Genomic DNA, 21,123 nt, shown 5'->3' with positions numbered 1-21,123 from the left:
CGCGCCCCTTCTGCGACTTCTCCGACGCGATCTGCGCGGAAAAAAATCTTGGTCGGCCTCTTGCCTGCAGCCGGATGGCCTGCATTACTGACCCCGGACGGAATCGACCGAATGATCGGTCGTCCGGAATGGGAGTGCGGCGAGGAGACGACTCGATGGCGGATGCGACGGACCTGCTGGACGCGGGCGAACGGCTCGGGCACGAGGAGCTGCGCGAGCTTCAGCTGGAGCGGTTGCGCGCCTCGCTGCGGCACGCCTACGACAACGTGCCGTTCTACCGGGAGTCCTTCGACAAGGCCGGCGTCCGCCCCGAGGACTGCGGTTCCCTCGCCGATCTGGCCCGCTTCCCCTTCACGACCAAGGCCGACCTCAGGGAGAACTACCCGTACGGGATGTTCGCCGTGCCGCGCGAGCGGATCCGCCGGCTGCACGCCTCCAGCGGCACCACGGGGCGCCCCACGGTGGTGGGCTACACGGACAACGATCTTTCCATGTGGGCCGACATGGTGGCGCGGTCGATCCGCGCGGCCGGCGGGCGGCCCGGTGACCTCGTGCATGTGGCGTACGGCTATGGGCTGTTCACCGGCGGCCTGGGCGCCCACTACGGCGCCGAACGCCTGGGCTGTACGGTCGTCCCGGCCTCCGGCGGGATGACGGCCCGGCAGGTGCAGCTGATCCAGGATCTCCGGCCGGCCGTCATCATGGTGACCCCCTCCTACATGCTCACCCTCCTCGACGAGTTCGAGCGGCAGGGCGTGGACCCGCGCGGCACCTCGCTGCGCGTGGGCGTCTTCGGGGCCGAGCCCTGGACCGAGCAGATGCGGCGCGAGATCGAGGAGCGGTTCGCGATCGACGCCGTCGACATCTACGGCCTCTCCGAGGTGATCGGGCCGGGTGTGGCGCAGGAGTGCGTGGAGACCAAGGACGGGCTGACGATCTGGGAGGACCACTTCTACCCGGAGGTGGTCGACCCGATCACGGGCGAGGTGCTCCCGGAGGGCGAGCGGGGCGAGCTCGTCTTCACCTCCCTGACCAAGGAGGCCATGCCGATCGTCCGGTACCGCACCCGGGACCTGACCCGGCTGCTGCCCGGCACGGCGCGGGCGTTCCGGCGCATGGAGAAGATCACCGGGCGCAGCGACGACATGGTGATCCTGCGCGGGGTCAACCTGTTCCCGACCCAGATCGAGGAGATCGTGCTGCGCACGCCCGGTGTGGCGCCCCACTTCCAGCTCCGGCTGACCCGGGAGGGCCGCCTTGACCGCCTGACGGTGCGGGCCGAGGCCCGCCCGGACGCGGGCCCGGAGGCGCGGGAGCTGGCGGCCCGGTCCATCGCCGCGGCCGTGAAGGACGGGATCGGGGTCTCCGTCGACGTGGAGATCGTGGAGCCGGAGTCGCTGGAGCGGTCGGTGGGCAAGATCCGCCGGATCGTCGACCTGCGGCCACGGGCCGCCGGGTAGGCGGGGCGGGGGCGCTCGGCTGCGGGCGGGGGTGGTCGACTGCGGCAAGTTGGCGATCTACTGTGGGCAAGAGGGCGGTCGACTGCGGCAAGGCGGCGATCGACTGTGGGCAAGGGGCGGTCGTATCGACGTACCGCGAATCGTCGTAGCCGCCCTATACTCCGCATCCATGACGGACACCGCCCCCACCCCCGACCCGCACCTGGTCAACGCGCTGCGGGCGCTGTCCAATCCGATGCGGCTGCAGATGCTGCGCTGGCTGCGCGAGCCCGAGCGGCACTTCCCGATGGAGACGGCCATCGCCGATCCGGCCGAGGTGGGTGTGTGCGTGAGCCACATCCAGGCCAAGGCGGGCCTGGCCCAGTCGACCGTGTCGGCGTATATGGCCGAGCTCCAGCGGGCGGGCCTGGTCCGGGCCACCCGCGTGGGCAAGTGGACCCACTACAAGCGGGACGAGCAGCGCATCGCCGACCTGGTCAGGGAGCTGGGGCAGACGCTCTAGACGCGACGTAGCCGTTTTCCTCGCACCCCTCCTCGCGACCCCGCACCCGCTCCCCACTCCTCCGCACTCCTCCGCCGCACCCGCTCCCCGCTTGCGCTTCATATCGAGATTCTGCGATATTTCGAATCGAGCAACGGAATCGTTCGATCCATCTCGCGAGGGAGCACCCCCATGGACCTCGGAACGTTCGGGATCTACACCTTCGACTTCGAGCACCAGCCGGCCGCGCTGATCCGGGACTCGGTCCAGGAGCTGGAGGACCTGGGCTGGCGGGCCGTGTGGATCCCGGAGGCGCTCGGGCGGGACGCGTTCACGCACGCCGGGTATCTGCTCGCGTCCACGCGGCGGCTCGTCGTCGTGAACGGCATCGCGCGGATCTGGTCCCGGGAGGCGACCTGGACGCACGGCGCCGCGGTGCTGCTGGCGGACGCCTATCCGGGGCGGCATGTGCTCGGTCTGGGCTTCGGCGGGCAGCCGCGCCCGGGGGTCAAGCCGCTGGCCGCGATGGCCGGGTATCTCGACGAACTGGACGCCATGGCGACCCCGAATCCCCGCCCGGCCCGGCCCGTGCGGCGGCTGCTGGCCGCGTACGGCCCGAAGATGCTGGAGCTGGCCCGCGACCGCGCCGAGGGGGCCCACACCTACCACGTGAACACGGCCCACACCGCGCAGGCCCGGGAGATCCTGGGCGCGGACGCCTTCCTGGCCGTCGAGCAGGCGGTGCTGTTCGAGACCGACCCGGTACGGGCACGCGCCCTCGCCCGCGAGCACCTCGGCGGCTACCTCGAAACCCCGTACAACGTCGCGAAGTTCCGCCGGCTCGGATACACCGACGACGACCTCTCCGGCGGCGGCAGCGACCGGTTCGTGGACGACCTGGTGTTCTGGGGCGACCCGGAGACGGTCGTACACAAGCTGCGCGGGCATGTGGAGGCGGGCGCCGATCATGTCGCGGTGCAGGTGATCGGTGTCGAGCCGGGCGAGTCGGCGCTGCCGCACTGGCGGTTGCTGGCCGACGCCCTGGTGCCCGGAAAGGAGCCGGCCGGCCGGGGCCTCGGCTAGTCGCCGAAGCGGTCCCGCAGTGCGCGCTTGAGGATCTTCCCGCTGGCGTTGCGCGGCAACTCGTCGACGAACAGCACCCGTTTGGGCGCCTTGAACGGGGCGAGCTTCTCCTTCACGTGCGCGATCAGCTGCTCCTGCGTCACCTCGCCGCGCGGGACGACGACCGCCGTGACGGCCTCGATCCACCGCTCGTCGGGCAGGCCGATCACGGCGGCCTCGGCGACCGCCTCGTGCGTGTAGAGGGCGTCCTCGACCTGGCGTGAAGCCACCAGGACACCACCGGAGTTGATGACGTCCTTCACCCGGTCCACGATCGTGAAGTAGCCGTCGGCGTCGCGCACCGCGAGGTCCCCGGAGTGGAACCAGCCGCCCCGGAAGGCCTCCGCTGTCTCCTCGGGCTTGTCCCAGTAGCCCTCGCACAACTGCGGTGAGCGGTAGACGATCTCGCCGGGTGTGCCGTCGGGCACGTCCTCGCCCTTGTCGTCCACCACGCGGGCGTCCACGAACAGCACGGTCCGGCCGCAGGAGTCGAGCCGGCCCTCGTGCTCGTCGGGGCCGAGCACCGTGGCCAGCGGACCGATCTCGCTCTGCCCGAAGCAGTTGTAGAACGCCAGCCGGGGCAACCGCTCGCGCAGCCGCTCCAGCACCGGCACGGGCATGATCGACGCGCCGTAGTACGCCTTGCGCAGCCCGTCGAGGTCGCGGGTGGCGAAGTCGGGCCGGTTGGCCAGACCGATCCACACCGTGGGCGGCGCGAACAGGCTGTCCACCCGCCCCGCCTCGATCAGCTCGAACAGCCGGTCCCCGTCGGGCGCGTCCAGGATGATGCTGGTCGCGCCGACCGCGAGGTAGGGCAGCAGGAACACGTGCATCTGGGCCGAGTGGTACAGCGGCAGCGCGTGCACCGGCCGGTCGCCTGCGCTCAGGTCGAGCGCGGTGATCGCGCTCAGGTACTCGTGCACCAGGGCCCGGTGGGTCATCATGGCGCCCTTGGGCAGAGCGGTCGTACCGGAGGTGTACAGCAACTGCACCAGGTCCTCGGTGCGGGGTTCGGGGCCGTCGTACGGCGGCGCGTCCGCCAGCCGCGTGAGCAGTGAGCCGTCGGCGTCCCGCAGCGGCAGCACCCGTACACCGTCCGGGAGCCGGCCGGCGAGGTCCGGGTCCGCGAGGACGAGGGTGCTGCCGGACTGGCCGACGAGGTACGCCAGGTCGTCACCGGTGAGGTTCTGGTTCACCGGCACATGGACCAGGCCCGCGCGGGCGCAGGCGAGGAAACCGATCAGGTAGGCGTCGGAGTTGTGGCCGTAGGCGCCGACCCGGTCGCCGGGGGTGAGCCGGTGCGCGAGCAGTACCGAGGCCGCCCGTGAGACGGCGGCGTCGAGTTCCTCGTACGTCCAGCGGCGCTCGCCGTACTCCACCGCGAGGCGGGCCGGGGTGCGCCGGGCGCTGCGCCGCAGCACCCCGTCGACCGTGCTGCCGTGTCCCTGGGTCATGGCTCATGATCCTGGAGCCGGCGCGGAGACAGGTCAAGCACGCATGGAATTCAACTTTTTGCTTCCGCGTGCTCCTGTGCGCCCCTGTGCAGAAAGGTTTCCGAAAAGCGCGCGCGGATGAACCTGGGCAGGACAGGTGGCAGCTCAACTCCGAAACCAGTCCACCCATTTCGCGTGTCACGTCGGTCAGGAGGTACCCATGAGCCGTACTGAGCCCGAACAAAAACGAACGTGGACGACAGGTACTGCTCCCGGCATATTCCCGCTCCTCGGTCACGGTATCGCCTTCTACCGCCGGCCGCTGGCGTTTCTGAATTCTTTGCCCGCACACGGAGACCTGGTCGAGATACGGCTGGGCCCGCAGCGCGCCTGGATGGTGTGCCACCCCGAGCTGGCCCACGAGGTGCTCATGGACCCGCACACATTCGACAAGGGCGGCCCGCTCTACGACAGGCTCGGCAAACTGATGGGCGACGGCCTGGTCACCTGCCGCCAGCCGGCGCACCGGGACAAGCGCAGGCTGCTGCAACCCGCCTTCCGGCCCTCCCATGTCACCGCCTACACCGACCTCGTCGCCGAGGAGGCCGAGGCGGTGTGCCGCACCTGGCAACCGGGCCGGACGGTGCCCGTCACCGAGGCGATGACGGCCCTGACGACCCGCGTGATCAGCCGGGTCCTGCTCTCCGACTCGCTGGACGACGCGACGGCCGCTGAGGTGCGGCACTGCCTCACCGACGTCGTCCGCGGCCTGTTCGTCCGCACGGTCGTGCCCATCGACGCCCTCTTCCGCCTCCCCACGCCCGCCAACCGCCGCTACCGGCGCGCGCTGTCCCGCCTGCACGCGATCATCGACGCGGCGATCGCGCAACGGCACGGCGGCGCCGGGCGCGACGACGTGCTGGGCGCCCTGCTCGCGGCCGCGCACGGCACCGGCGCGGCCAAACCGATCAGTGACCAGGAGGTCCACGACCACCTGATCACGCTGCTGCTCACCGGCGCCGAGACCCAGGCGCTGGCCCTGGCCGCCGCGTTCAGCCTGCTCGCCCGCCACCCGGAGGCGGAGCGCCGCCTGCACGCCGAGGTCGACTCCGTCCTCGCCGACGGCCGGCCCCCCGGCGCCGACGACCTGCCGCGCCTCGCCTACACCCGGTGCGTCGTCTCCGAGACCCTGCGCCACTCCTCCCCCGGCTGGCTGTTCACCCGCGTCACCACCAGGGAGACGGAACTGGCCGGGCGCCGGCTGCCCGAGGGGGCCGCCGTCCTGTACAGCCCCTATCTCCTGCACCACGATCCCGCCTCGTTCCCCGACCCCGAACGCTTCGACCCGGACCGCTGGCTGCCGGGCCGGCCCACCGCCGAACAGCGGCGCGCGATGATGCCGTTCTCCGCGGGCAGCCGTAAGTGCCTCGGCGACGAGTTCGCCATGGTGGAGGCCACGGCGGCACTCGCGACCATCGCACGCCGCCGACGGCTGCGTCAGGTGCCGGGGCATGTGGAACGGCCGCCGCGTCCTGGCATCACGATGGGGCCGCGGGCGTTGGTGATGGTCTGCGAGGACCGTGCACAGGCATCAGCCGCCCATCGCGCGTCGGATTCCCGAATGGCAGGTGACCACGTTGTCGGCAACGCATGAGGACATCCCGGTCGGCGTACCGGACCACGCCGCGCTCCTCACTCTCAGGGACCTGATCGACGCCCGACTCCACATGCCTTTCCCGTTCCTGCGCAATCCCCATGAAGCCGAAGCGGGCGCCGGCGTCGACATATGGCTGCGCAAATGCGGGCTGACCGACGAACCGGGTGTGACGGCGATGATCGCCCGCACACGCCCCGCCGAGCTCGCGTCTTGCAACAGCCCCGCGATGGATTCCGGGCTCCTGCAGATCATGGCCAATCAGATCGCCTATCAGTTCGTGTTCGACGACCGCGCCGAGGACCTCGGCCGACGCTCTCCGGACCGGCTCCTGCCGATGCTGTGCGAGAGCATCGGGATCCTGCGGGACGGCCGGCCGCCCAGCACCCCTCTCGGAGCGGCTCTGGCCGATCTCCTCCGGCAGGTCCGTGAGCGGTGCACTCCCGGGCAGGCCGCGCGATGGGCCTGGAAGAGCCGCGAATACGTGCACGGCCTGCTGTACGAAGCGGTGGCGCAGACCCGGCCCGCCCTCCTGCGGGCCGAAGTCTGCACCGCCATACGATCGCTGACCGCGGGCGTCGAACCGTTCTACCCGCTTTCCGAGGCCGCCCAGCCACAGGAGCTGTCCCCGGAGGAACTCCACCACCCCCTCGTGCAGCGGCTTGGCCGCCTGTCGGCCGACGCGGCGGTGTGGATTCCGGACCTGTTCTCCGCGGTGAAGGAACAGCGGGCGGGCGACATGATCAATCTGGCCCTGGCCCGGCAGCGCGAACACCGATGCTCGCTGCAGGCCGCCGTCATCCTGGCCATCCGGCAGATCAACAGCACGATCGAGGAGGTCCAGAAGCTCCGCACGGAGGTCGAACCGGAGCTGAGCCCCGCGGGCGTCGGCTATGTGGACGGCATGATCGGCTGGATCAGCGGGTGTTACCACTGGTCCCGCACCGTGCCGCGCTACGCCGATGTGACGTCGGTGCCCGCTGTGCCGTAGCGGGTCCCGGCACGCTCGGCGACGGCGCGATCCGAGAGGAGCCCATCCACGCTTTCTACCCCTCGGCCGCAGGATTCATCCCATGGTGTCCAATCAGATCTGTTGGATCTCGGCGAGGCGTACGCTCGACTCCCCGGCCGAACGACAGAAGGCGGTACGGCACATGGCGATGGAGCCGCGGCAACCCGTCTCGGAGCAACAGACGTTGATCGAGCGCAGCCGGGAGCTCCAGGCCCTCGACGCAGCCTTCCGCGAGCTGCGACGCACCAGGGACGGCCGGCCACGGGCCAGGCACAGGGGACTGCTCGCCTTCACCGGGCCGGCCGGACTGGGCAAGACGGCACTCATCACGGAAGCCCGGGACCGGGCCGCGGAGCACGGATTCACGGTGCTGTCGGGCAGGGGCGGGGAGACGGAACAGGGGTCGGCGTTCCGCGTGGTGCGCCAGTTGCTGCAGCCCTCCCTGGCCACCATGGACGGGGCGGAGCTCCGCGCCCTCCTGGGAAGTTGGTACGACATCGTCGCCGCCGTGCTCGGCCTCGAGGCGAAGGGGCCCGCACCTGCCCCCGACCCCACCGGGGTCCGCGAAGGCCTCGACTGGGTCATGACACGCCTCACGGTGAACAAGGCGCCCGTCGTCCTGCTTCTGGACGACCTGCACTGGGCGGACCCCGAGTCTCTGAAGTGGCTCGCCTCCTTCGCACCACGAGTCGATGACCTGCCCCTGCTGATCGTGGCCGCCTACCGGCCCGACGAACTGCCGCCGGAGGCGGCAGGACTGCGCGCGCTCGCGGGACACCACGGGGAGCGCCCGCACGACCTGGCGCTGCTCACCGCCGACGGCGTGGCGCGGATCGTCCGGAAGGAACTCGGAGAGACGGCCGAGGACCGGTTCTGCAAGGAATGCTGGTCCGCCACCGGCGGAAGCCCCTTCGAAGCGGTGGAGCTCGCCATCGGCCTCGCCAAGCGGAAACTCAGGGGCACCGAGGACGACCTGCCCGCGATGCGCGAGCTCGCCGCGGCGATCAAGGGACCGGGACTGATCGAGCGTCTGGAACGGCTCGACACTGGGACCGTCCGCTTCGCCCACATCGCGGCCGTACTCGGGTCGCCCTTCTCCCCCCATCTCGCCGCCACCATCGCCGCGCTCGGCGAGGACGCCACGGCCGAGGCGATCCAGAAGCTGCGCGCGGCAAGGATCCTGGCCGACGGCCACGGCCCCGACGGGGAGATCGAGTTCCTTCACCCACTGATCGCCACGACGATCTACCGGTCCATCAGCCCGGCCTTCCGCGCCGGTCTGCACAACGCCGCCGGGGAAACAGTCCTGGCCATGGGATACGGTCCCACCGCAGCCGCCCGGCATCTGCTGGAGGTCCCCTGCGAGGGCAGGCCCGAGGCGGTCGCCTGTTTCCGCGAGGCCGCCCGCGAGTATCTCCGCGCCGGGGCGACCGAGGCCGCCCGGCGTCTGCTGGACCGCGCACTGCGGGAGCCGCCCCTCCCCGAGGACCGTGCCGCCGTCCTTCACGAACTCGCGTGCGCCACGTTCCTGATCGAACCCACGGCGACGGTCAGGCATCTCCGCCAGGCGCTGGCCGAGCCCGACGTCGACCCCGATCTGCGCGCCTCCATAGTCTTCCGGCTCACGCAGGCCCTGGCCCACACCGACCAGCTTGCCGAGGCCGTGAGTGTGGCCACCGAGGAAGCGAGGCAGGCGAGGAATCCGCGCGTCAAACTCCGCATGCAGGCCGACCAGTTCGTCTGGGGCATGTTCCGCGCCGACGACCGCGACTCACGCGCGCGTTCCCGGAGGCTCGCGCGTCTGGCCGAGCAGTTGCCCGGCCGCAGCCTTGAGGAGCGCTACATCCTGGGACTGCGGGCCTGGGACGCCGTCCTGCGCGGCGAACCGCGGCAGACCGCCGTCGCGTATGCCGAGAAGGCGCTGCACGGCGGCATGAGCTGGACCGACGAGAACCGCGGGTTCGAGGTACCCGCTTCGGTGGCACTGGTCTTCATGTACGGCGACCAGCCGCGACGGGCCGAGGAGCTGTTCAGCAAGGGCATCGCGGAGTGCGTGGCCAAGGGGTGGCGCGGCTCCCACCTGGCCCTCGGCCAGACTCTCGCCGGCTACATCCGGTACCGCCGCGGATGCCTGGCCGAAGCCGACGACCTGGTCCGGGAGGGTCTGCGCATCGCCGGCGAGGTGGACGGGGCCGTTCCCGCCCAGTGGTTCGCCGTCGGCATCCTGATCCAGACTCTGCTGGCCCGCGGGCGCGTCACCGAGGCACGCGCCGTCGCAGACGAACACCACTTCGGTGAGACGACTCTCAACGCAGTGGTCTATCCCGACCCCCGCACCGTCTACGCCGAACTGCTCCTTGCCGAGGGCCGGCACGCCGAAGCCGTGCCGTTGCTGGCCTGCGTCGGGGAGTGGCTGGACGGGCGGGGCTGGCGCAACCCGGCGTGGTGTCCGTGGCAGTTGCGGCTCGCGACCGCGCTCGCTCCCACCGCGCCGGAGGAGGCGCTCGGCCATGCCCAGGACGCCGTGAAGCGGGCCCGGGAGTTCGGGTCGGCCTCCGCCGTCGGCCAGGCCCTGCACACCCGCGCCGAGGTGACCGGCGGCCCGGCGGCACTCGACCTGTACGCACAGGCCGTCGACCATCTGGAGCAGTCGCCCGCCGCCTATGAACTGGCCCGCGCCCAGATCGGGCACGGCGCCGCGCTGTCCCGCAACGGACGGTTGCAGGAGGCCGCCGACCGGCTCTACCAGGGGCTTGAGGGCGCCGTCCACTGCGGCGCCGAGGCGCTCGCCGCCCGGGCCAGGGCGGAACTCTCGACCGCGGGACTGCGCCCGCTGCCGCTGCGCTACGCCCAGGCGGACACCCTGTCCGCCCAGGAACGCCGAGCCGCCGAACTGACCGTCCAGGGGCACCCGGTGCCGGTGGTCGCCAAGGAGCTGCACCTGACCGAGCAGGGCGTGCGGCAGTTGCTGTCCAGCGTGTACCGCAAAATAGGCACCGACTCCTCAGGCCTCGCCGGGTTCCTGGAGGGCTGTCCTCAGCCTCGCTCGTGAATCACGAGGTGGCCTCCAGCACCGCCATCGCCGCGTTGTGTCCCGGCACGCCGCTGACCCCTCCCCCGCGTACGGCGCCCGCGCCGCACAGCAGGACGTTCGCGTGCCGGGTCTCCACTCCCCAACGGCCCGTGCCCTCCTGGGCGTAGGGCCAGGACAGGGCGCGGTGGAAGATGTTGCCGCCGGGCAGCCTCAGGTCCCGTTCGAGGTCGAGCGGGGTCTTGGCCTCGATGCAGGGGCGGCCGTCGGCGTCGGTGGCCAGGCAGTCGGCGAGGGGTTCGGCGAGGTGGGCGTCGAGCTGGGCCAGGGTGGACTTCAGCAGCTCCTCGCGTACGGCGTCGTTGTCCCGGTCGAACAGCCGGGCCGGGGTGTGCAGGCCGAACAGGGTGAGCGTCTGGTAGCCGCGCTCGGCGAGGTCGGGGCCGAGGATGGTGGGGTCGGTCAGGGAGTGGCAGTAGATCTCCGAGGGCGGCACGGAGGGGAGTTCGCCGGCGGCGGCCTGGGCGTGGGCGGTGGCGAGCTGCCGGTAGCCCTCGGCGATGTGGAAGGTGCCGGCGAACGCCTCGCGCGGGTCGACGGCCGTGTCGCGCAGCCTCGGCAGCCGGGTGAGGAGCATGTTGACCTTGAGCTGGGCGCCCTCGGCGGGCTCGGGCGCCGGGTCGCCCGTGAGGGCGGCCAGCTCGTGCGGGGAGGCGTTCACCAGGACGTGCCGGGCGGCGGCCACGCCCTCGCCGTCGGCCGTGCGGTAGGTGACCTCGGCGCGGTGGTCGTCGGTGGCGATCCGGACCGCCTCGTGCCCGGTCGCGATGACCGCGCCCGCCGCGCGGGCCGCCGCTGCCAGGGCGTCGGTGAGGGCGCCCATGCCGCCGACGGGCACGTCCCAGGCGCCGGTGCCGCCGCCGATGACGTGGTAGAGGAAGCAGCGGTTCTGGGCGAGGGAGGGGTCGTGGGCGTCGGCGAAGGTGCCGATCAGGGCGTCGGTCAGGACCACGCCGCGCACGAGGTCGTCCGTGAAGTTCTCCTCGACGGCGACGCCGATCGGTTCCTCGAACAGGGTTCGCCAGGCGGTCTCGTCGTCGATGCGGCGGCGCAGTTCGTCACGGGTGGGCAGCGGCTCGGTGAGGGTGGGGAAGACGCGCTCGGCGACGCGCGCGGTCATGCCGTAGAAGCGCTGCCAGGTCCGGTACTCGCGCTCGCCGCCGGTCAGCCGGGCGAAGGCCTCCCGGGTGCGCTGCTCGCCGCCGCCGACGAGGAGTCCGGTGGGCCGGCCGTCGCGCTCCGCCGGAGTGTAGGAGGAGATGGTGCGGGCGCGTACCTGGAAGTCGAGTCCCAGGTCCCGGACGATCTTCTGCGGCAGCAGGCTGACCAGGTACGAGTAGCGCGACAGCCGGGCGTCGACGCCGGCGAAGGGGCGGGTGGAGACGGCGGCGCCGCCGGTGTGGTCCAGCCGTTCCAGCACCAGCACCGAGCGGCCGGCGCGGGCCAGGTAGGCGGCGGCCACCAGGCCGTTGTGTCCGCCGCCGACGATGACGGCGTCGTAGGTGCGGGTGTGCTCGTTGGCAGGCATGGTTCTTCGTAACACGTGGTGATCCACGACGGCCAGAGGCATGCCCCGCCCGTGGACCGGCCGGGCTCGCCCGGGTGACCTGCGCCGGTGGCGTCGGGCGGGCCGCCGAGGGTTCGCGGGCGGGCGGGTCGGGGCCGGGTCGCGGCCGCTCGACCACACGGCCCCGGGCGGGCGACTCGGGTCGCGTGGCGTGGCGTGGCGTTGAGCATACGGCGACGGGAGTGCGGATCTCCTCCTACGGAGACGGGAACAGACGGCTCCCCCACACGCCCGTTGGATCGGACCGCCACGGACAGGCGGCTCCCCTCGCACGGCCTTCGAACAGGCGGCCACGAACAGGAGGGCGGTCGGACGGCTTCGGTCGACTGCCTGAGCCCGGCACCGAAATCGAGCTACGCCTAGACACAGAGCTCCGCCCTCCTGCCGACCAGTACGACCACACGTCCCGAGCAAACCCGCCGCGCAATCCCCAACCGGCAGCCGTGCGCTCAGGCTCCGCCCGGCGCCTCGCGCCGGCGGAGCACCGCGACCCTGCGGTACAGCTCGCCCGCCTCGGTGCTGCGGCCGAGCCGTTCCAGGCAGTGGGCCTCGTCGCCGCGGGCGGTGAGGGTGTCGGGGTGGTCCGGGCCGAGGGTCTGCTCGCGGGTGGCGGCGACCCGCCGGTACTCGGTGAGGGCCTCCGTCCAGCGGCCCAGCCAGCCGAGGGCGACCGCGACCTCGCGGCGGCTGACGAGCGTGTCGGGGTGGGCGGGGCCGAGGATCTGCTCGCGCAGCAGGCAGACGTCCCGGGCCTCGGCGAGGGCGTCCTCCCAGCGCCCGAGCCGGCCGAGGTTGACCCCGAGGCCGTGCCGGGCGCGCAGGGTCTCGGGGTGGGTGGGGCCCTGGACGCGGGCGCGGTCCGTGATCAGCTCGCGGTACACGCGCAGGGCGTCGGCGCTGCGGCCGAGGCGGCCGAGGCTGAGGGCGGTCTCGTAGCGGGCGGCGAGGGTGTCGGGATGGTCGGCGCCCAGGACGCGGGCCCGGGCCTCGGCGACCTCGCGGTAGAGGGCCAGCGCCTCCTCCCAGCGGCCCGACTGGCCCTCCCCGTAGGCGACTTCGCAGCGCGAGACCAGGGTGTCGGGGTGGTCGGGGCCGAGCACCCGGGCGCGGGCGGCGGCCGTCTCCCGCGCCGTGCGGCAGGCGTCGTCCAGGCGGCCGAGCCGGCCGAGGGTGCAGGCGAGGTTGTGCCGGCAGCGCAGGGTGTCGGGGTGGTCGGGTCCCTGGACGCGCGTCCGGGCGGCCAGCACCTCCGCGTACACCTGGTGGGCCTCGAAGTGGCGGCCCACCCGGCCCAGCGCATAGGCGGTCTCCTGGCGGGCGGCGAAGGTGTCCGGGTGGTCGGCGCCGAGCATCCGGGCGGCGGACTGGGCGAGGTCGGTGTAGGCGGCCAGCGCCTCGGTGGCACGGCCGGCGCGGAGGAGCGCGCGGGCGGACGCGTACCGGCCGGCCAGGGTCTCGGGGCTGTCGGGGGCTGTGCGCTCCGCGCCTGGGGCCGGCACGGTCCGCCGTACGGCCGTGGGGCCGGGGCGGCCGGGCTTGTCCAGGTGACGGTGGTCGCCTGTGGGATACGGCATCGCGTCCCGTCGGGGTGCGTTCCAGCGGCCCGACAGTGCCGCCCCGGCGTCCGGGGGCAGGGCGCCGGGGCCCGTGCCGAGCGCCTTGTGACCGGTGGTCATGCCGCAGGTCCAGGACGGCAGGCGGGCCGCGCCTCGCCTCTCCGGGATCTCGACGGGCCTGACGGAGAAGCCTGTTGTACGAACGTCCCGGAGTCGGCGGGCCAACTCCCCGGCGCCGTAGGGCCGTTCCTCGGGCCGTTTGGCGAGGAGGCCGAGGATGGTCTCCTCCAGGTGTCCGGGCAGGTCCGGGCGCAGTTCGCGCGGGGGCCTGGGCGGGGTGTCGCGGTGTCCGATGAGGATCGCCCAGGCGTCCTGAAGATCGAACGGCGGGGCTCCGGTGGCGATTTCGTACAGCACGCAGCCCAGCGAGTACAGGTCGCTGCGCTGGTCCACCCCGTCACCGCCGATCTGTTCGGGGGACATGTAGTGCGGGGTGCCGAGGGCGACGCCGGTGCCGGTCAGCCGGGCGGTGACGCCGATGTCGTGGGCGAGGCGGGCGATGCCGAAGTCGCAGATCTTCACGGTGCCGTCGGTCAGCCGCACGATGTTGGCCGGTTTCAGGTCGCGGTGGACGACGCCCTGCTTGTGCGTGTAGGCGAGGGCGGCGGCGACCTGCCCCGCGATGTCGAGCACGACGTCCACCGGCAGCGGATGCCCCCTGTTGTCCGCCAGCAGCCGGCTCAGGTCACGGCCCTCCAGCAGTTCCATGACCAGGTACGGCATCCCGTCGTACGCGCCGAAGTCGTGGACGACCGTCACCCCCGGGTGCGACAGGGCGGCGGCGACCCGGGCCTCGCGGCGGAACCGCTCCCGCAGGACGGGGGCGAGGGACGGATCGTGGTACGGCCCGAGCGGCTTGAGGCACTTCACCGCGACCCGCCGGCCCAGGGACTCGTCCCGGGCCCGCCACACCTCGCCCATCCCGCCGCGCCCGATCAGGTCGAGCAGCCGGTACCGGCCCTGAACCAGCCTGTTCTCCCCCATAGCGATCCGCCGCCCCCGTCGCCGTCCGCCCCGCCGCCGGGAGGCCGCACGGCACCGCAGCCGGCCGCACCGCGCCGGCCCGGTCCGCGTCACCCCCCTGCTCGCCCAGTATGGCGGCCTATGGCCGGACTTTGTACGGTGCCGGACGCGCCTGGGGTCCCAGCCTCGCCATGGCCCGCAGGATGTGTTTGGGCGGCAGTTGCCAGCGCACACGTGCGGGAACGCACCGCAGCAGGGTGCCCGTGGCCCGCAGCCGGCGGGTGACGACCGCGGGTGCGGGGGCCGGTCTGCCGTACAGCGCGTGGGCGTACGGCGGCAGGGCGGCGTACGCCAGCTGCGCCACGCGCCGCCACAGCACCTCGCGCGCCGGGACCAGGAGGGGGTGCGTCGGAGGGCGGAGCAGGAAGTCGTCCACCGCGCGTGCCTCGGGTCCCGCCGCCAGATGCGGGCGCACAGCGGCGAAGTACGCGGCGACTTCGGCCCGGCTCGCGGGGACGGTCTCCGGGTCCAGGCCCACCAGGCGGGCGCTGACCCGGTGTTCGGCTATGTACCGGTCGGCCTGGGCGTCGGTGAGGGGGAAGCCGGAGCGGCGCAGGACGTGCAGATAGGAGTCGATCTCCGCGCAGTGCACCCACAGCAGCAGCTCGGGTTCGCCGACGCCGTAGCGCTCGCCGGTGTCCGGGTCGGTCGCCTTCAGCAGGCTGTGGATCTTCCGCACCCGGGCGCCGGCCCGCTCGGCGGCCTCGGTCGTGCCGTACGTCGTCGTGCCGACGAAGTTCGCGGTGCGCATCAGCCGGCCCCAGGCGTCGTTGCGGAAGTCGGAGTTCTGCATGACTCCGCGTACCGCGCGCGGGTGCAGGGCCTGGAGGTAGAGCGCGCGGACGCCGGCGACCCACATCATGGGGTCGCCGTGCATCTGCCAGGTCACGGAGTGCGGTGTGAACAGCCCGGGGTCGCCCATGCCCGCAGGCTAGCGCCGCGCCCTGGGCATCCCCAGCCCGGTCCAGGAGATGATCTCGGGCTGGACCGCGCCGTCGCGCCCGTGTGCGGCAGGGCGAGCCGGGTCGTGCGCGCGTCCTGGGAGGTCAGCTGAGGCTGTGCAGGAACTCCGAGCACGCCTCGGCGCAGGCGCGGCAGGACGCCGCGGCCGACTCGGCGCCGGACTGCGAGTCGAAGGCGCGGGCGCACTCCAGGCAGACCGAGCGGCACCACTCCAGCCTGACCCGGATCTCCCCCTCGTCCTTCAGGCTCTCCTCGCCGAGGACATGGCACGTGGCGTCGCACACCTCGGCGCACATGATGCCCAGCCTGCGCACCCGCTCGTTGGACTCGGCGCCGTCCGGGTCGACCAGGCTCGCGCGCACGGCGCAGGCCCGGGCGCACTCCGTGCACGCCTGGGCACAGGCGAAGCGGTCCTCCAGGAACCGGTAGAGCTGCTGCGAAGTCGGCGATGTCACACCCTGCGGGTAGCCGGGGCGAGGGGGCGCAAACCACCGTGCGGGACCGGTTTGGCACCCCGGACCGGGTCCGGTGCCGCTGGTGGGTCGAGCGGTCGCCGCCCGCCCGCCACCAGTCACACACATGTCCGGTTCGTCCTGCTCTGGGTGGGGTATTCCTCTCCTATGACTACCGCATCGATGCAGTTGGCCGCGGCGAGCGGCCTGATGGGCCTCGTCATGTTCCTGGTGGCCGGCGTGGGCACGGCGGCGCTGGTCGCTGCGGGAGCCTGGATGAACTCCCGGGTCAAGTACCGCGAGTCCCCCCGGCCGCGGCCCGAGGAACAGCCCACGCTGCCACCGGAGGGCCCGGTGGGCGAGCTACGGCAGAACAGGGAGTCCCAGGAGGTCCCCCAGATGACCAAGGGCGGCCGTCCGCTCACCCCGTACGAGCTGAGCAACATGGACTCCAGGCCGAGCGAGTCGAAGGACCGTCCGCGCTGGAGCCGGGGTTCCAGCGGCTCGTTCGGCGGCGGCGGACTCGGCGCCCACTGAGTACGCCGCTACGAATCGCTCCTGGCGGCGTCCAGGCGGCCGACGCGGGCCACGTTCCGCCGGTCCTCGGGGTCGTCACTGGGTTCGGCGGCGAACCAGGCGTCCAGGATCTCCTTGAGCAGTGGCTCGGAGGTCAGGCGCAGACTCAGCGCGAGGACGTTGGCGTCGTTCCAGCGGCGGGCGCCGTCCGCGGTGACGGCGTCCGTGCACAGCGCCGCGCGCACGCCGGGCACCTTGTTGGCCGCGATGGACGCGCCCGTGCCGGTCCAGCAGCACACCACCGCCTGGTCGGCGGTGCCGTCCGCCACCTCCCGGGCGGCCGCCTCCGAGCAGGCCGCCCACTGGGCGTCGGCCCCGGGCCGCAGGGCCCCGTGCGGGCGCACGTCGTGGCCCCGCCGTGTCAGCTCGTCGAGGAGAAGGCGGGCCACGGGTTCGTCCATGTCGGCGGAGACGGAGATACGCATACAGGCGAGCGTAATCGGCCCCTACGGCCAGGGCCGACGGTTCTGTTCCCTCTTCCTGCCCGGCAGCACCGCCGGGTGAGCGCGCCCGTCCGTGCGCTCACCCGGCGGTGCCCGGGATGAGACGTGCGCTCACTCAGGGTGGTCGGGGCGCTGCGCGGGCGGCGTGCCTCCGCCTTCGCCACCGCCCTTACGGCCCTTGTCCGTGCCGTGCGGGCGGGCGCCCGCGCCCTGGCCGGCTCCCTGGCGGGCCTTGAGCTCGCCGCTGTCCTGCGGGGTGGCGCCACCCTTGTCACTGCGCCGCTGTTCGGGCTGCTGCGGATTCGACATGCGCCGGACTCCCTCCGGGTGGTGCGTGCTGCGTGCGGGATCCGGGTTCCCAGGCCGGCCCGGGTCACCCATGCCGTGCTCGGCGGGCGGTGCGGTGGCGGCCAGCGCCCGGTGGAGGTGTTCGAGGGCGTCGAGGAGTACGGAGCGGTGGTACCAGCTCAGCCACGCCGCCGTGTCGGCGGCCAGCAGACCGAGGGCCTCCACCTGGGCCGCGGTCGGCCGGTGCCCGGCGTCGGGCCAGTGCAGGGTGATCACGCCGGTGCAGGAGCCGGCCGAGGACAGCACCGGGACGCTCTGCAGGGCGGCGGTGCCCGTGCTGAGCAGGACGCGCCGCGACTCCTCGGAGAGCAGCGCGTCGGCGGCCACGTCGGGCACGCTCACCCGGCGTCCGCGCAGCCGGGCGAGCGCGTCGGCCGTGCCCTCCTCCCAGCCGCGCACGAGGTGGTCGAGAAACGCGTCCGGGCAGCCGTAGTGGGTCTCCGGCACCAGCGCGTTCACGGCCGGGTCGACGAACCGCACGTACCCGGCCGGGGCCCGCCCGATGGCCAGCGCCTCGTGCAGCACGGCGTCGATCATCTGCCGCCGGTATCGGGGGTCGCGGCCGTCCCGGGCGAGGATCCGCAGCTGCGGCACGGGCAGGGAGCGGCGGCCCGGGAACCACACCTCGCCGTGCGGGGGGCGGGCCACGACGACGGCGGAGACGAGGACGCGCAGCGGCACGTTGAACCGCTGCGAGGCCTCGCGCAGCGCCCGGAAGGCGCTGCCGGAGTCCGGCAGGCCGTAGCGGACCATGAGCACGCCCTGCGCCATGCCGATGACCGGGGCGGTGCGCACCCGGGCACGCAGCGCGCGGACCTCCGTGCGCAGGTCCTCGTAACTGGGCCGCAGCGGATCCGCCATCTGCGACCGCCAGGCGGGCAGGTCCTCCACCGGTGAGGCGGCGCGGGCCAGCTCGCGCAGCGCCTCGTCGAGGGTGGCGTAGAGCCGTACGCCGTCCAGGCGGGCCAGGTGCACCGCCTCGCGCACTCCGGGGCGGGCGCGGACGATGATCAGGTCCGGGCGTCCGGTGCGGGCCCGGGTCGTCTCGCTGAGCGTGTGCAGCACGGCGGCGCCGCCGAGCTGCACGTGGGCCATGTCGAGCACGGGCCTGAGTCCCGCGCGGTCGGCCTGCTCGAGGTGGCCGCGCAGCTCCGCCGACCAGGCCTGGGCGCCCGCGGCGTCGAGGCTGCCGGACATGCGCAGCAGCAGCGCTCCCTCGGCGGGCAGTCCCTCGACGACGGACGAATCGATGACGAGCCGTGCCGGGGCGGCGGGCGGGTCGGAAGAGGGCTTCATGGCATCACCCGGGCGGGACGTCGCGACGGACTGGGGCGGCCTCTTCCTGACCACCGGCCACGGTAGGGGCCCGGCGGCCGGCCGCGCCATCCACCGCGCCGGTCGGGGCCGGCCGTGCGCTCGCCGACCTGCCGTGCGCTCACCAATCGGTGCCGCCGGGTGCGGGGCCCGTGCGTCTTCGGGCTTCCAGGGCACTCAGGGCCGACGCCATGGTGGCGTGCACCCGGACGCCGGGCAGCCCCGCGGCGCGCAGCGCCTCGCGCACGTGCGGCCGCGGCTGTACGACGGGCAGGGCGCGGCCGGAGAAGGCGAGGACCCCGGTGGCCCGGTCCACGGACCGCACGGCGGCGGCGCAGGCGAGGTACACCTCGGTCATGTCGAGGACGGCGTGCTCGTCGGCCCGGTCGGCCTGCGCGATGTGCTCGGCGAGGGCCTCGGAGAACTCCACGGCGTTGGAGGCGTCGACCGTGCCCCGCGCCTTCAGGACGCTGACCGCGCCGGTCTCCGGCCGGTGCTCGTGCACGGTCTGCAGGAGCAGCGGGGCGGGGCCGCCGGGGCGGGCCCGGGGACGGGACAGCTGACCTTTTTCCATGGGCGTCGGACTTCCTGGCTGGGGAAGGTGCGGGGAAGGATCAGCCGGCCGCGTCTTGACCGGGAGTTCACTGTGCCTCCGGCCCCACAGGTGATGCAACGATTCGGCTCGGGCGTGTCGCGCCCCGTCCGGTTCAGCCGACGTACCGCCGGGCGGGTGAGGTGCGGCGGGCCCGTTCCAGCGTGGCGAGCCGGTGTTCCAGGTCCGGCGGCACCGGGTCGCGCTGGCGCAGCACCCAGGGCAGACCGGCGGTGGCGTGGGCGAAAGCGCGCACCGAGGCGGCGTCCCGGGGCACGGTCCGCAGCAGGTGCCCGGTGCGGCGCAGGGCCGGCAGCAGGGGGCGGCGCAGCCAGGTGAACCACAGGGTGTTGCGGATGCCGAGGACGCGGCGGGCCGTGCTGTCGCGCAGCCGGGAGGCGTGGTGGTGGACGGTGAGCTCCTCGGCGTAGGCCAGCCACCAGCCCTGGCGGAGCAGGTCGCAGGCGAGCAGTTCCTCCTCGCCGCCGAGCCACAGGCCGGGGTGGAAGCCGCCGCCGGCGCGGAAGGCCTCGGTGCGCAGCACGGTGGCGCCGGCGAGGAAGGAGCCGAGGGCCGGTCCGGGGAGCCAGTCGGGGCCGGTGAGCGGGGACTCGCGCAGTTCGCGGACGACGGGGTCCTCGGTGCCGCCCGGTTCCACGACGATCCGCGCGGTGACGGCGGCGAGCCGGGGCCGGGCGTCGAGCAGGTCGGCGGCGCGCCGCAGGCTGCCGGGCTCCCACCAGGTGTCGTCGTCGCAGAAGGCGACGTAGGGGGTGGTGACGTACCGGACGGCGAGGTTGCGGCCGACGGCGCCGAGGTTGCGGCCGGGGCGCAGCAGGGTCACCTCGGGGAAGTCGCGGGCTACGGCTTCGGCGGTGCCGTCGCGTGAGGCGTTGTCGGTGACGATCACGCGGGGGCGTTCGGGCAGCCGGCGCAGCAGGTGCAGGGTGCGCAGCAGTTCGGCGCGGCGGTTGTGGGTGATCATGACGACGGTCGTACGGCCGTCGGGTCCGCTCCGGGTCATCGCGCGGGGCCTTTCCGGGGGCCGGGGCGGCCGGCCGGCTGCCGGTCGAGCAGGCGGGCGGCGTGTTCGACGTGCGGGGGCAGGGCGCGGCGCCGGGCCAGGGCGGCGGGGAACCGGGCGAGCGCCTCCTTCAGGGCGCGGCGTGCCCCGGGGCGGTCCGCCGCGGCGGCGAGCGCCAGGTCGGCGCCGGCCCGCAGGACGACGGGCCAGGGGCGGCGCAGACAGGTGGTGAGGACGTGGTTGCGCCGGACCAGGAAGGGGCGGCCGGTGCGGCCGTCGGTGCCGGGGTGGTGGTGGGCGCGCAGGGAGGGTTCGTAGGCGACGCCCCAGCCTCCGGCGGCCAGGTCGTAGGCGAGCAGGGTCTCTTCGCCGCCGAAGAAGAGCAGCGGGTGAAAGCCGCCCACGGCGAGGAAGGCCTCCCGGCGCACCACGCTGGCGCAGCCGAGGAAGCCGAGCACCGGGCGGCCGGGCAGGTCGGGCTGGGGCGGCAGGGGCGAGTCGGCGAGGACGGCGTTGAGGGGGTCCTCGTCGGCCTCGTCGCCGACCAGGGTGCGGGCGGCGAGCAGACCGAGCCGGGGGTGGCGGTCGAGGAGATCGGCGGCGCGGGCGAGGCTGCCCGGCTCCCACCAGGAGTCGTCGTCGCTGAAGGCGACGTAGGGCGTGCGGGCGTGCCGGACAGCCAGGTTGCGGCCGAGGGCGCCGGTGTTGGCGGCGGGCCGCAGCAGCCGGTCCAGGGCCGGGTGGCCGAGCACGGCCCTGCCGGTGCTGTCGTCGCGGGAGTTGTCGACGACGATGACCGGCGGCCGCTCGGGCAGCCCGGCCAGCGCGTCGAGCGTGCGCAGCAGGCTGTCCGGCCGGTCGCGGGTGATGACGGCGACACTGACCCGCGGGTCCCGCGCGGCGCCGGCCCCACGGGCGGTGCCGGGCACGGACTCAGTGGACATGCGCCACC

At 73.4% G+C, this 21,123-nt stretch carries 17 protein-coding genes; 7 read left to right on the top strand and 10 right to left on the bottom strand.

Translation table 11 applies throughout. The annotated features are described in order from the left end of the window. The first annotated feature begins 155 nt into the window (after positions 1 to 155). The 3 genes from paaK (at position 156) to AB0950_RS11455 (ending at position 3,024) form a co-directional block, all read left to right on the top strand. Positions 156 to 1,460 (top strand): phenylacetate--CoA ligase PaaK, encoded by a 1,305-nt coding sequence (gene paaK, locus AB0950_RS11465; RefSeq protein ID WP_360145828.1) that lies wholly within the window; start codon positions 156 to 158, stop codon positions 1,458 to 1,460. Positions 1,461 to 1,629: 169 nt separating this feature from the next. Beyond that, positions 1,630 to 1,962 carry a metalloregulator ArsR/SmtB family transcription factor gene (locus AB0950_RS11460; RefSeq protein WP_330341681.1) on the top strand — a complete coding sequence of 111 codons (333 nt, stop codon included), beginning with the start codon at positions 1,630 to 1,632 and terminating at the stop codon, positions 1,960 to 1,962. A 171-nt stretch (positions 1,963 to 2,133) separates the two neighbouring features. Beyond that, positions 2,134 to 3,024 (top strand): TIGR03620 family F420-dependent LLM class oxidoreductase, encoded by an 891-nt coding sequence (locus AB0950_RS11455; protein WP_366778377.1) that lies wholly within the window; start codon positions 2,134 to 2,136, stop codon positions 3,022 to 3,024. On the opposite strand, the gene AB0950_RS11450 is transcribed toward AB0950_RS11455, so the two are convergent. Next, complete coding sequence (locus tag AB0950_RS11450; protein WP_360145835.1) at positions 3,021 to 4,517, bottom strand: acyl-CoA synthetase; 1,497 nt, start codon at positions 4,515 to 4,517, stop codon at positions 3,021 to 3,023. The two genes, AB0950_RS11455 and AB0950_RS11450, sit on opposite strands and share 4 nt — an antisense overlap. A 199-nt stretch (positions 4,518 to 4,716) precedes the next feature. On the opposite strand from AB0950_RS11450, the gene AB0950_RS11445 reads away from it, so the two are divergent. The 3 genes from AB0950_RS11445 (at position 4,717) to AB0950_RS11435 (ending at position 10,214) form a co-directional block, all read left to right on the top strand. After that, on the top strand, positions 4,717 to 6,150 hold the full coding sequence (locus AB0950_RS11445; RefSeq protein WP_360145838.1) for a cytochrome P450: 1,434 nt from the start codon (positions 4,717 to 4,719) through the stop codon (positions 6,148 to 6,150). Continuing rightward, complete coding sequence (locus tag AB0950_RS11440) at positions 6,125 to 7,141, top strand: (-)-alpha-amorphene synthase (RefSeq protein ID WP_366778376.1); 1,017 nt, start codon at positions 6,125 to 6,127, stop codon at positions 7,139 to 7,141. Before AB0950_RS11445 ends, AB0950_RS11440 begins: the two co-directional genes overlap by 26 nt. A gap of 163 nt (positions 7,142 to 7,304) precedes the next feature. After that, positions 7,305 to 10,214 carry an AAA family ATPase gene (locus AB0950_RS11435; RefSeq protein ID WP_366778441.1) on the top strand — a complete coding sequence of 970 codons (2,910 nt, stop codon included), beginning with the start codon at positions 7,305 to 7,307 and terminating at the stop codon, positions 10,212 to 10,214. Position 10,215: 1 nt separating this feature from the next. On the opposite strand, the gene AB0950_RS11430 is transcribed toward AB0950_RS11435, so the two are convergent. The 4 genes from AB0950_RS11430 to AB0950_RS11415 form a co-directional block, all read right to left on the bottom strand. Then, positions 10,216 to 11,781: an NAD(P)/FAD-dependent oxidoreductase gene (locus AB0950_RS11430; protein WP_366778375.1), complete on the bottom strand. Its 1,566-nt coding sequence runs from the start codon at positions 11,779 to 11,781 to the stop codon at positions 10,216 to 10,218. Positions 11,782 to 12,269: 488 nt separating this feature from the next. Continuing rightward, positions 12,270 to 14,420 carry a serine/threonine-protein kinase gene (locus AB0950_RS11425; protein ID WP_366778374.1) on the bottom strand — a complete coding sequence of 717 codons (2,151 nt, stop codon included), beginning with the start codon at positions 14,418 to 14,420 and terminating at the stop codon, positions 12,270 to 12,272. 118 nt (positions 14,421 to 14,538) lie between these two features. Next, the gene (locus tag AB0950_RS11420) at positions 14,539 to 15,381 is read right to left on the bottom strand and encodes an oxygenase MpaB family protein (protein ID WP_360145853.1); all 843 of its coding nucleotides are present in this window, start codon (positions 15,379 to 15,381) and stop codon (positions 14,539 to 14,541) included. Between the two features lie 124 nt (positions 15,382 to 15,505). Continuing rightward, the gene (locus tag AB0950_RS11415; protein WP_360145856.1) at positions 15,506 to 15,877 is read right to left on the bottom strand and encodes a ferredoxin; all 372 of its coding nucleotides are present in this window, start codon (positions 15,875 to 15,877) and stop codon (positions 15,506 to 15,508) included. Between the two features lie 165 nt (positions 15,878 to 16,042). Between AB0950_RS11415 and AB0950_RS11410 the strand changes: the two genes are divergently transcribed. Further along, entirely contained in the window at positions 16,043 to 16,411 is a 369-nt protein-coding gene (locus AB0950_RS11410; RefSeq protein WP_360145859.1) for a DUF6479 family protein, read from the top strand. Between the two features lie 8 nt (positions 16,412 to 16,419). Here AB0950_RS11410 and AB0950_RS11405 read toward each other — a convergent pair whose 3' ends face one another. The 5 genes from AB0950_RS11405 to AB0950_RS11385 all read right to left on the bottom strand — a co-directional run bounded on the left by AB0950_RS11405 (position 16,420) and on the right by AB0950_RS11385 (position 21,115). Continuing rightward, complete coding sequence (locus tag AB0950_RS11405; protein WP_360573680.1) at positions 16,420 to 16,875, bottom strand: RpiB/LacA/LacB family sugar-phosphate isomerase; 456 nt, start codon at positions 16,873 to 16,875, stop codon at positions 16,420 to 16,422. A 129-nt stretch (positions 16,876 to 17,004) separates the two neighbouring features. Next, complete coding sequence (locus AB0950_RS11400) at positions 17,005 to 18,537, bottom strand: ANTAR domain-containing protein (protein WP_360145865.1); 1,533 nt, start codon at positions 18,535 to 18,537, stop codon at positions 17,005 to 17,007. Between the two features lie 139 nt (positions 18,538 to 18,676). Beyond that, a complete protein-coding gene (locus tag AB0950_RS11395) occupies positions 18,677 to 19,129 on the bottom strand; it encodes an STAS domain-containing protein (protein ID WP_360573675.1) in 453 nt (150 codons plus the stop codon). Positions 19,130 to 19,262: 133 nt separating this feature from the next. Beyond that, positions 19,263 to 20,171, bottom strand: coding sequence for a glycosyltransferase (locus tag AB0950_RS11390; RefSeq protein ID WP_360145871.1), 909 nt, complete (start codon positions 20,169 to 20,171; stop codon positions 19,263 to 19,265). After that, entirely contained in the window at positions 20,168 to 21,115 is a 948-nt protein-coding gene (locus AB0950_RS11385) for a glycosyltransferase (RefSeq protein ID WP_366778440.1), read from the bottom strand. The genes AB0950_RS11390 and AB0950_RS11385 overlap by 4 nt, the downstream gene beginning before the upstream one ends. Positions 21,116 to 21,123 lie beyond the last annotated feature (8 nt).

It is taken from the genome of Streptomyces sp. NPDC007189, from assembly GCF_040703635.1.
Classification (GTDB): domain Bacteria; phylum Actinomycetota; class Actinomycetes; order Streptomycetales; family Streptomycetaceae; genus Streptomyces.
This window is presented reverse-complemented; position numbering and strand designations above follow the sequence as displayed.

Bases quoted from the DNA above. Each gene is read 5' to 3' on its own strand.
- AB0950_RS11385 (WP_366778440.1), bottom strand. From the start codon at position 21,115: ATGTCCACTGAGTCCGTGCCCGGCACCGCCCGTGGGGCCGGCGCCGCG.
- AB0950_RS11410 (WP_360145859.1), top strand. From the start codon at position 16,043: ATGACTACCGCATCGATGCAGTTGGCCGCGGCGAGCGGCCTGATGGGC.
- AB0950_RS11400 (WP_360145865.1), bottom strand. From the start codon at position 18,537: ATGAAGCCCTCTTCCGACCCGCCCGCCGCCCCGGCACGGCTCGTCATC.
- AB0950_RS11445 (WP_360145838.1), top strand. From the start codon at position 4,717: ATGAGCCGTACTGAGCCCGAACAAAAACGAACGTGGACGACAGGTACT.
- AB0950_RS11435 (WP_366778441.1), top strand. From the start codon at position 7,305: ATGGCGATGGAGCCGCGGCAACCCGTCTCGGAGCAACAGACGTTGATC.
- AB0950_RS11420 (WP_360145853.1), bottom strand. From the start codon at position 15,381: ATGGGCGACCCCGGGCTGTTCACACCGCACTCCGTGACCTGGCAGATG.
- AB0950_RS11450 (WP_360145835.1), bottom strand. From the start codon at position 4,517: ATGACCCAGGGACACGGCAGCACGGTCGACGGGGTGCTGCGGCGCAGC.
- AB0950_RS11405 (WP_360573680.1), bottom strand. From the start codon at position 16,875: ATGCGTATCTCCGTCTCCGCCGACATGGACGAACCCGTGGCCCGCCTT.
- AB0950_RS11390 (WP_360145871.1), bottom strand. From the start codon at position 20,171: ATGACCCGGAGCGGACCCGACGGCCGTACGACCGTCGTCATGATCACC.
- paaK (WP_360145828.1), top strand. From the start codon at position 156: ATGGCGGATGCGACGGACCTGCTGGACGCGGGCGAACGGCTCGGGCAC.
- AB0950_RS11425 (WP_366778374.1), bottom strand. From the start codon at position 14,420: ATGGGGGAGAACAGGCTGGTTCAGGGCCGGTACCGGCTGCTCGACCTG.
- AB0950_RS11430 (WP_366778375.1), bottom strand. From the start codon at position 11,781: ATGCCTGCCAACGAGCACACCCGCACCTACGACGCCGTCATCGTCGGC.
- AB0950_RS11395 (WP_360573675.1), bottom strand. From the start codon at position 19,129: ATGGAAAAAGGTCAGCTGTCCCGTCCCCGGGCCCGCCCCGGCGGCCCC.
- AB0950_RS11455 (WP_366778377.1), top strand. From the start codon at position 2,134: ATGGACCTCGGAACGTTCGGGATCTACACCTTCGACTTCGAGCACCAG.
- AB0950_RS11460 (WP_330341681.1), top strand. From the start codon at position 1,630: ATGACGGACACCGCCCCCACCCCCGACCCGCACCTGGTCAACGCGCTG.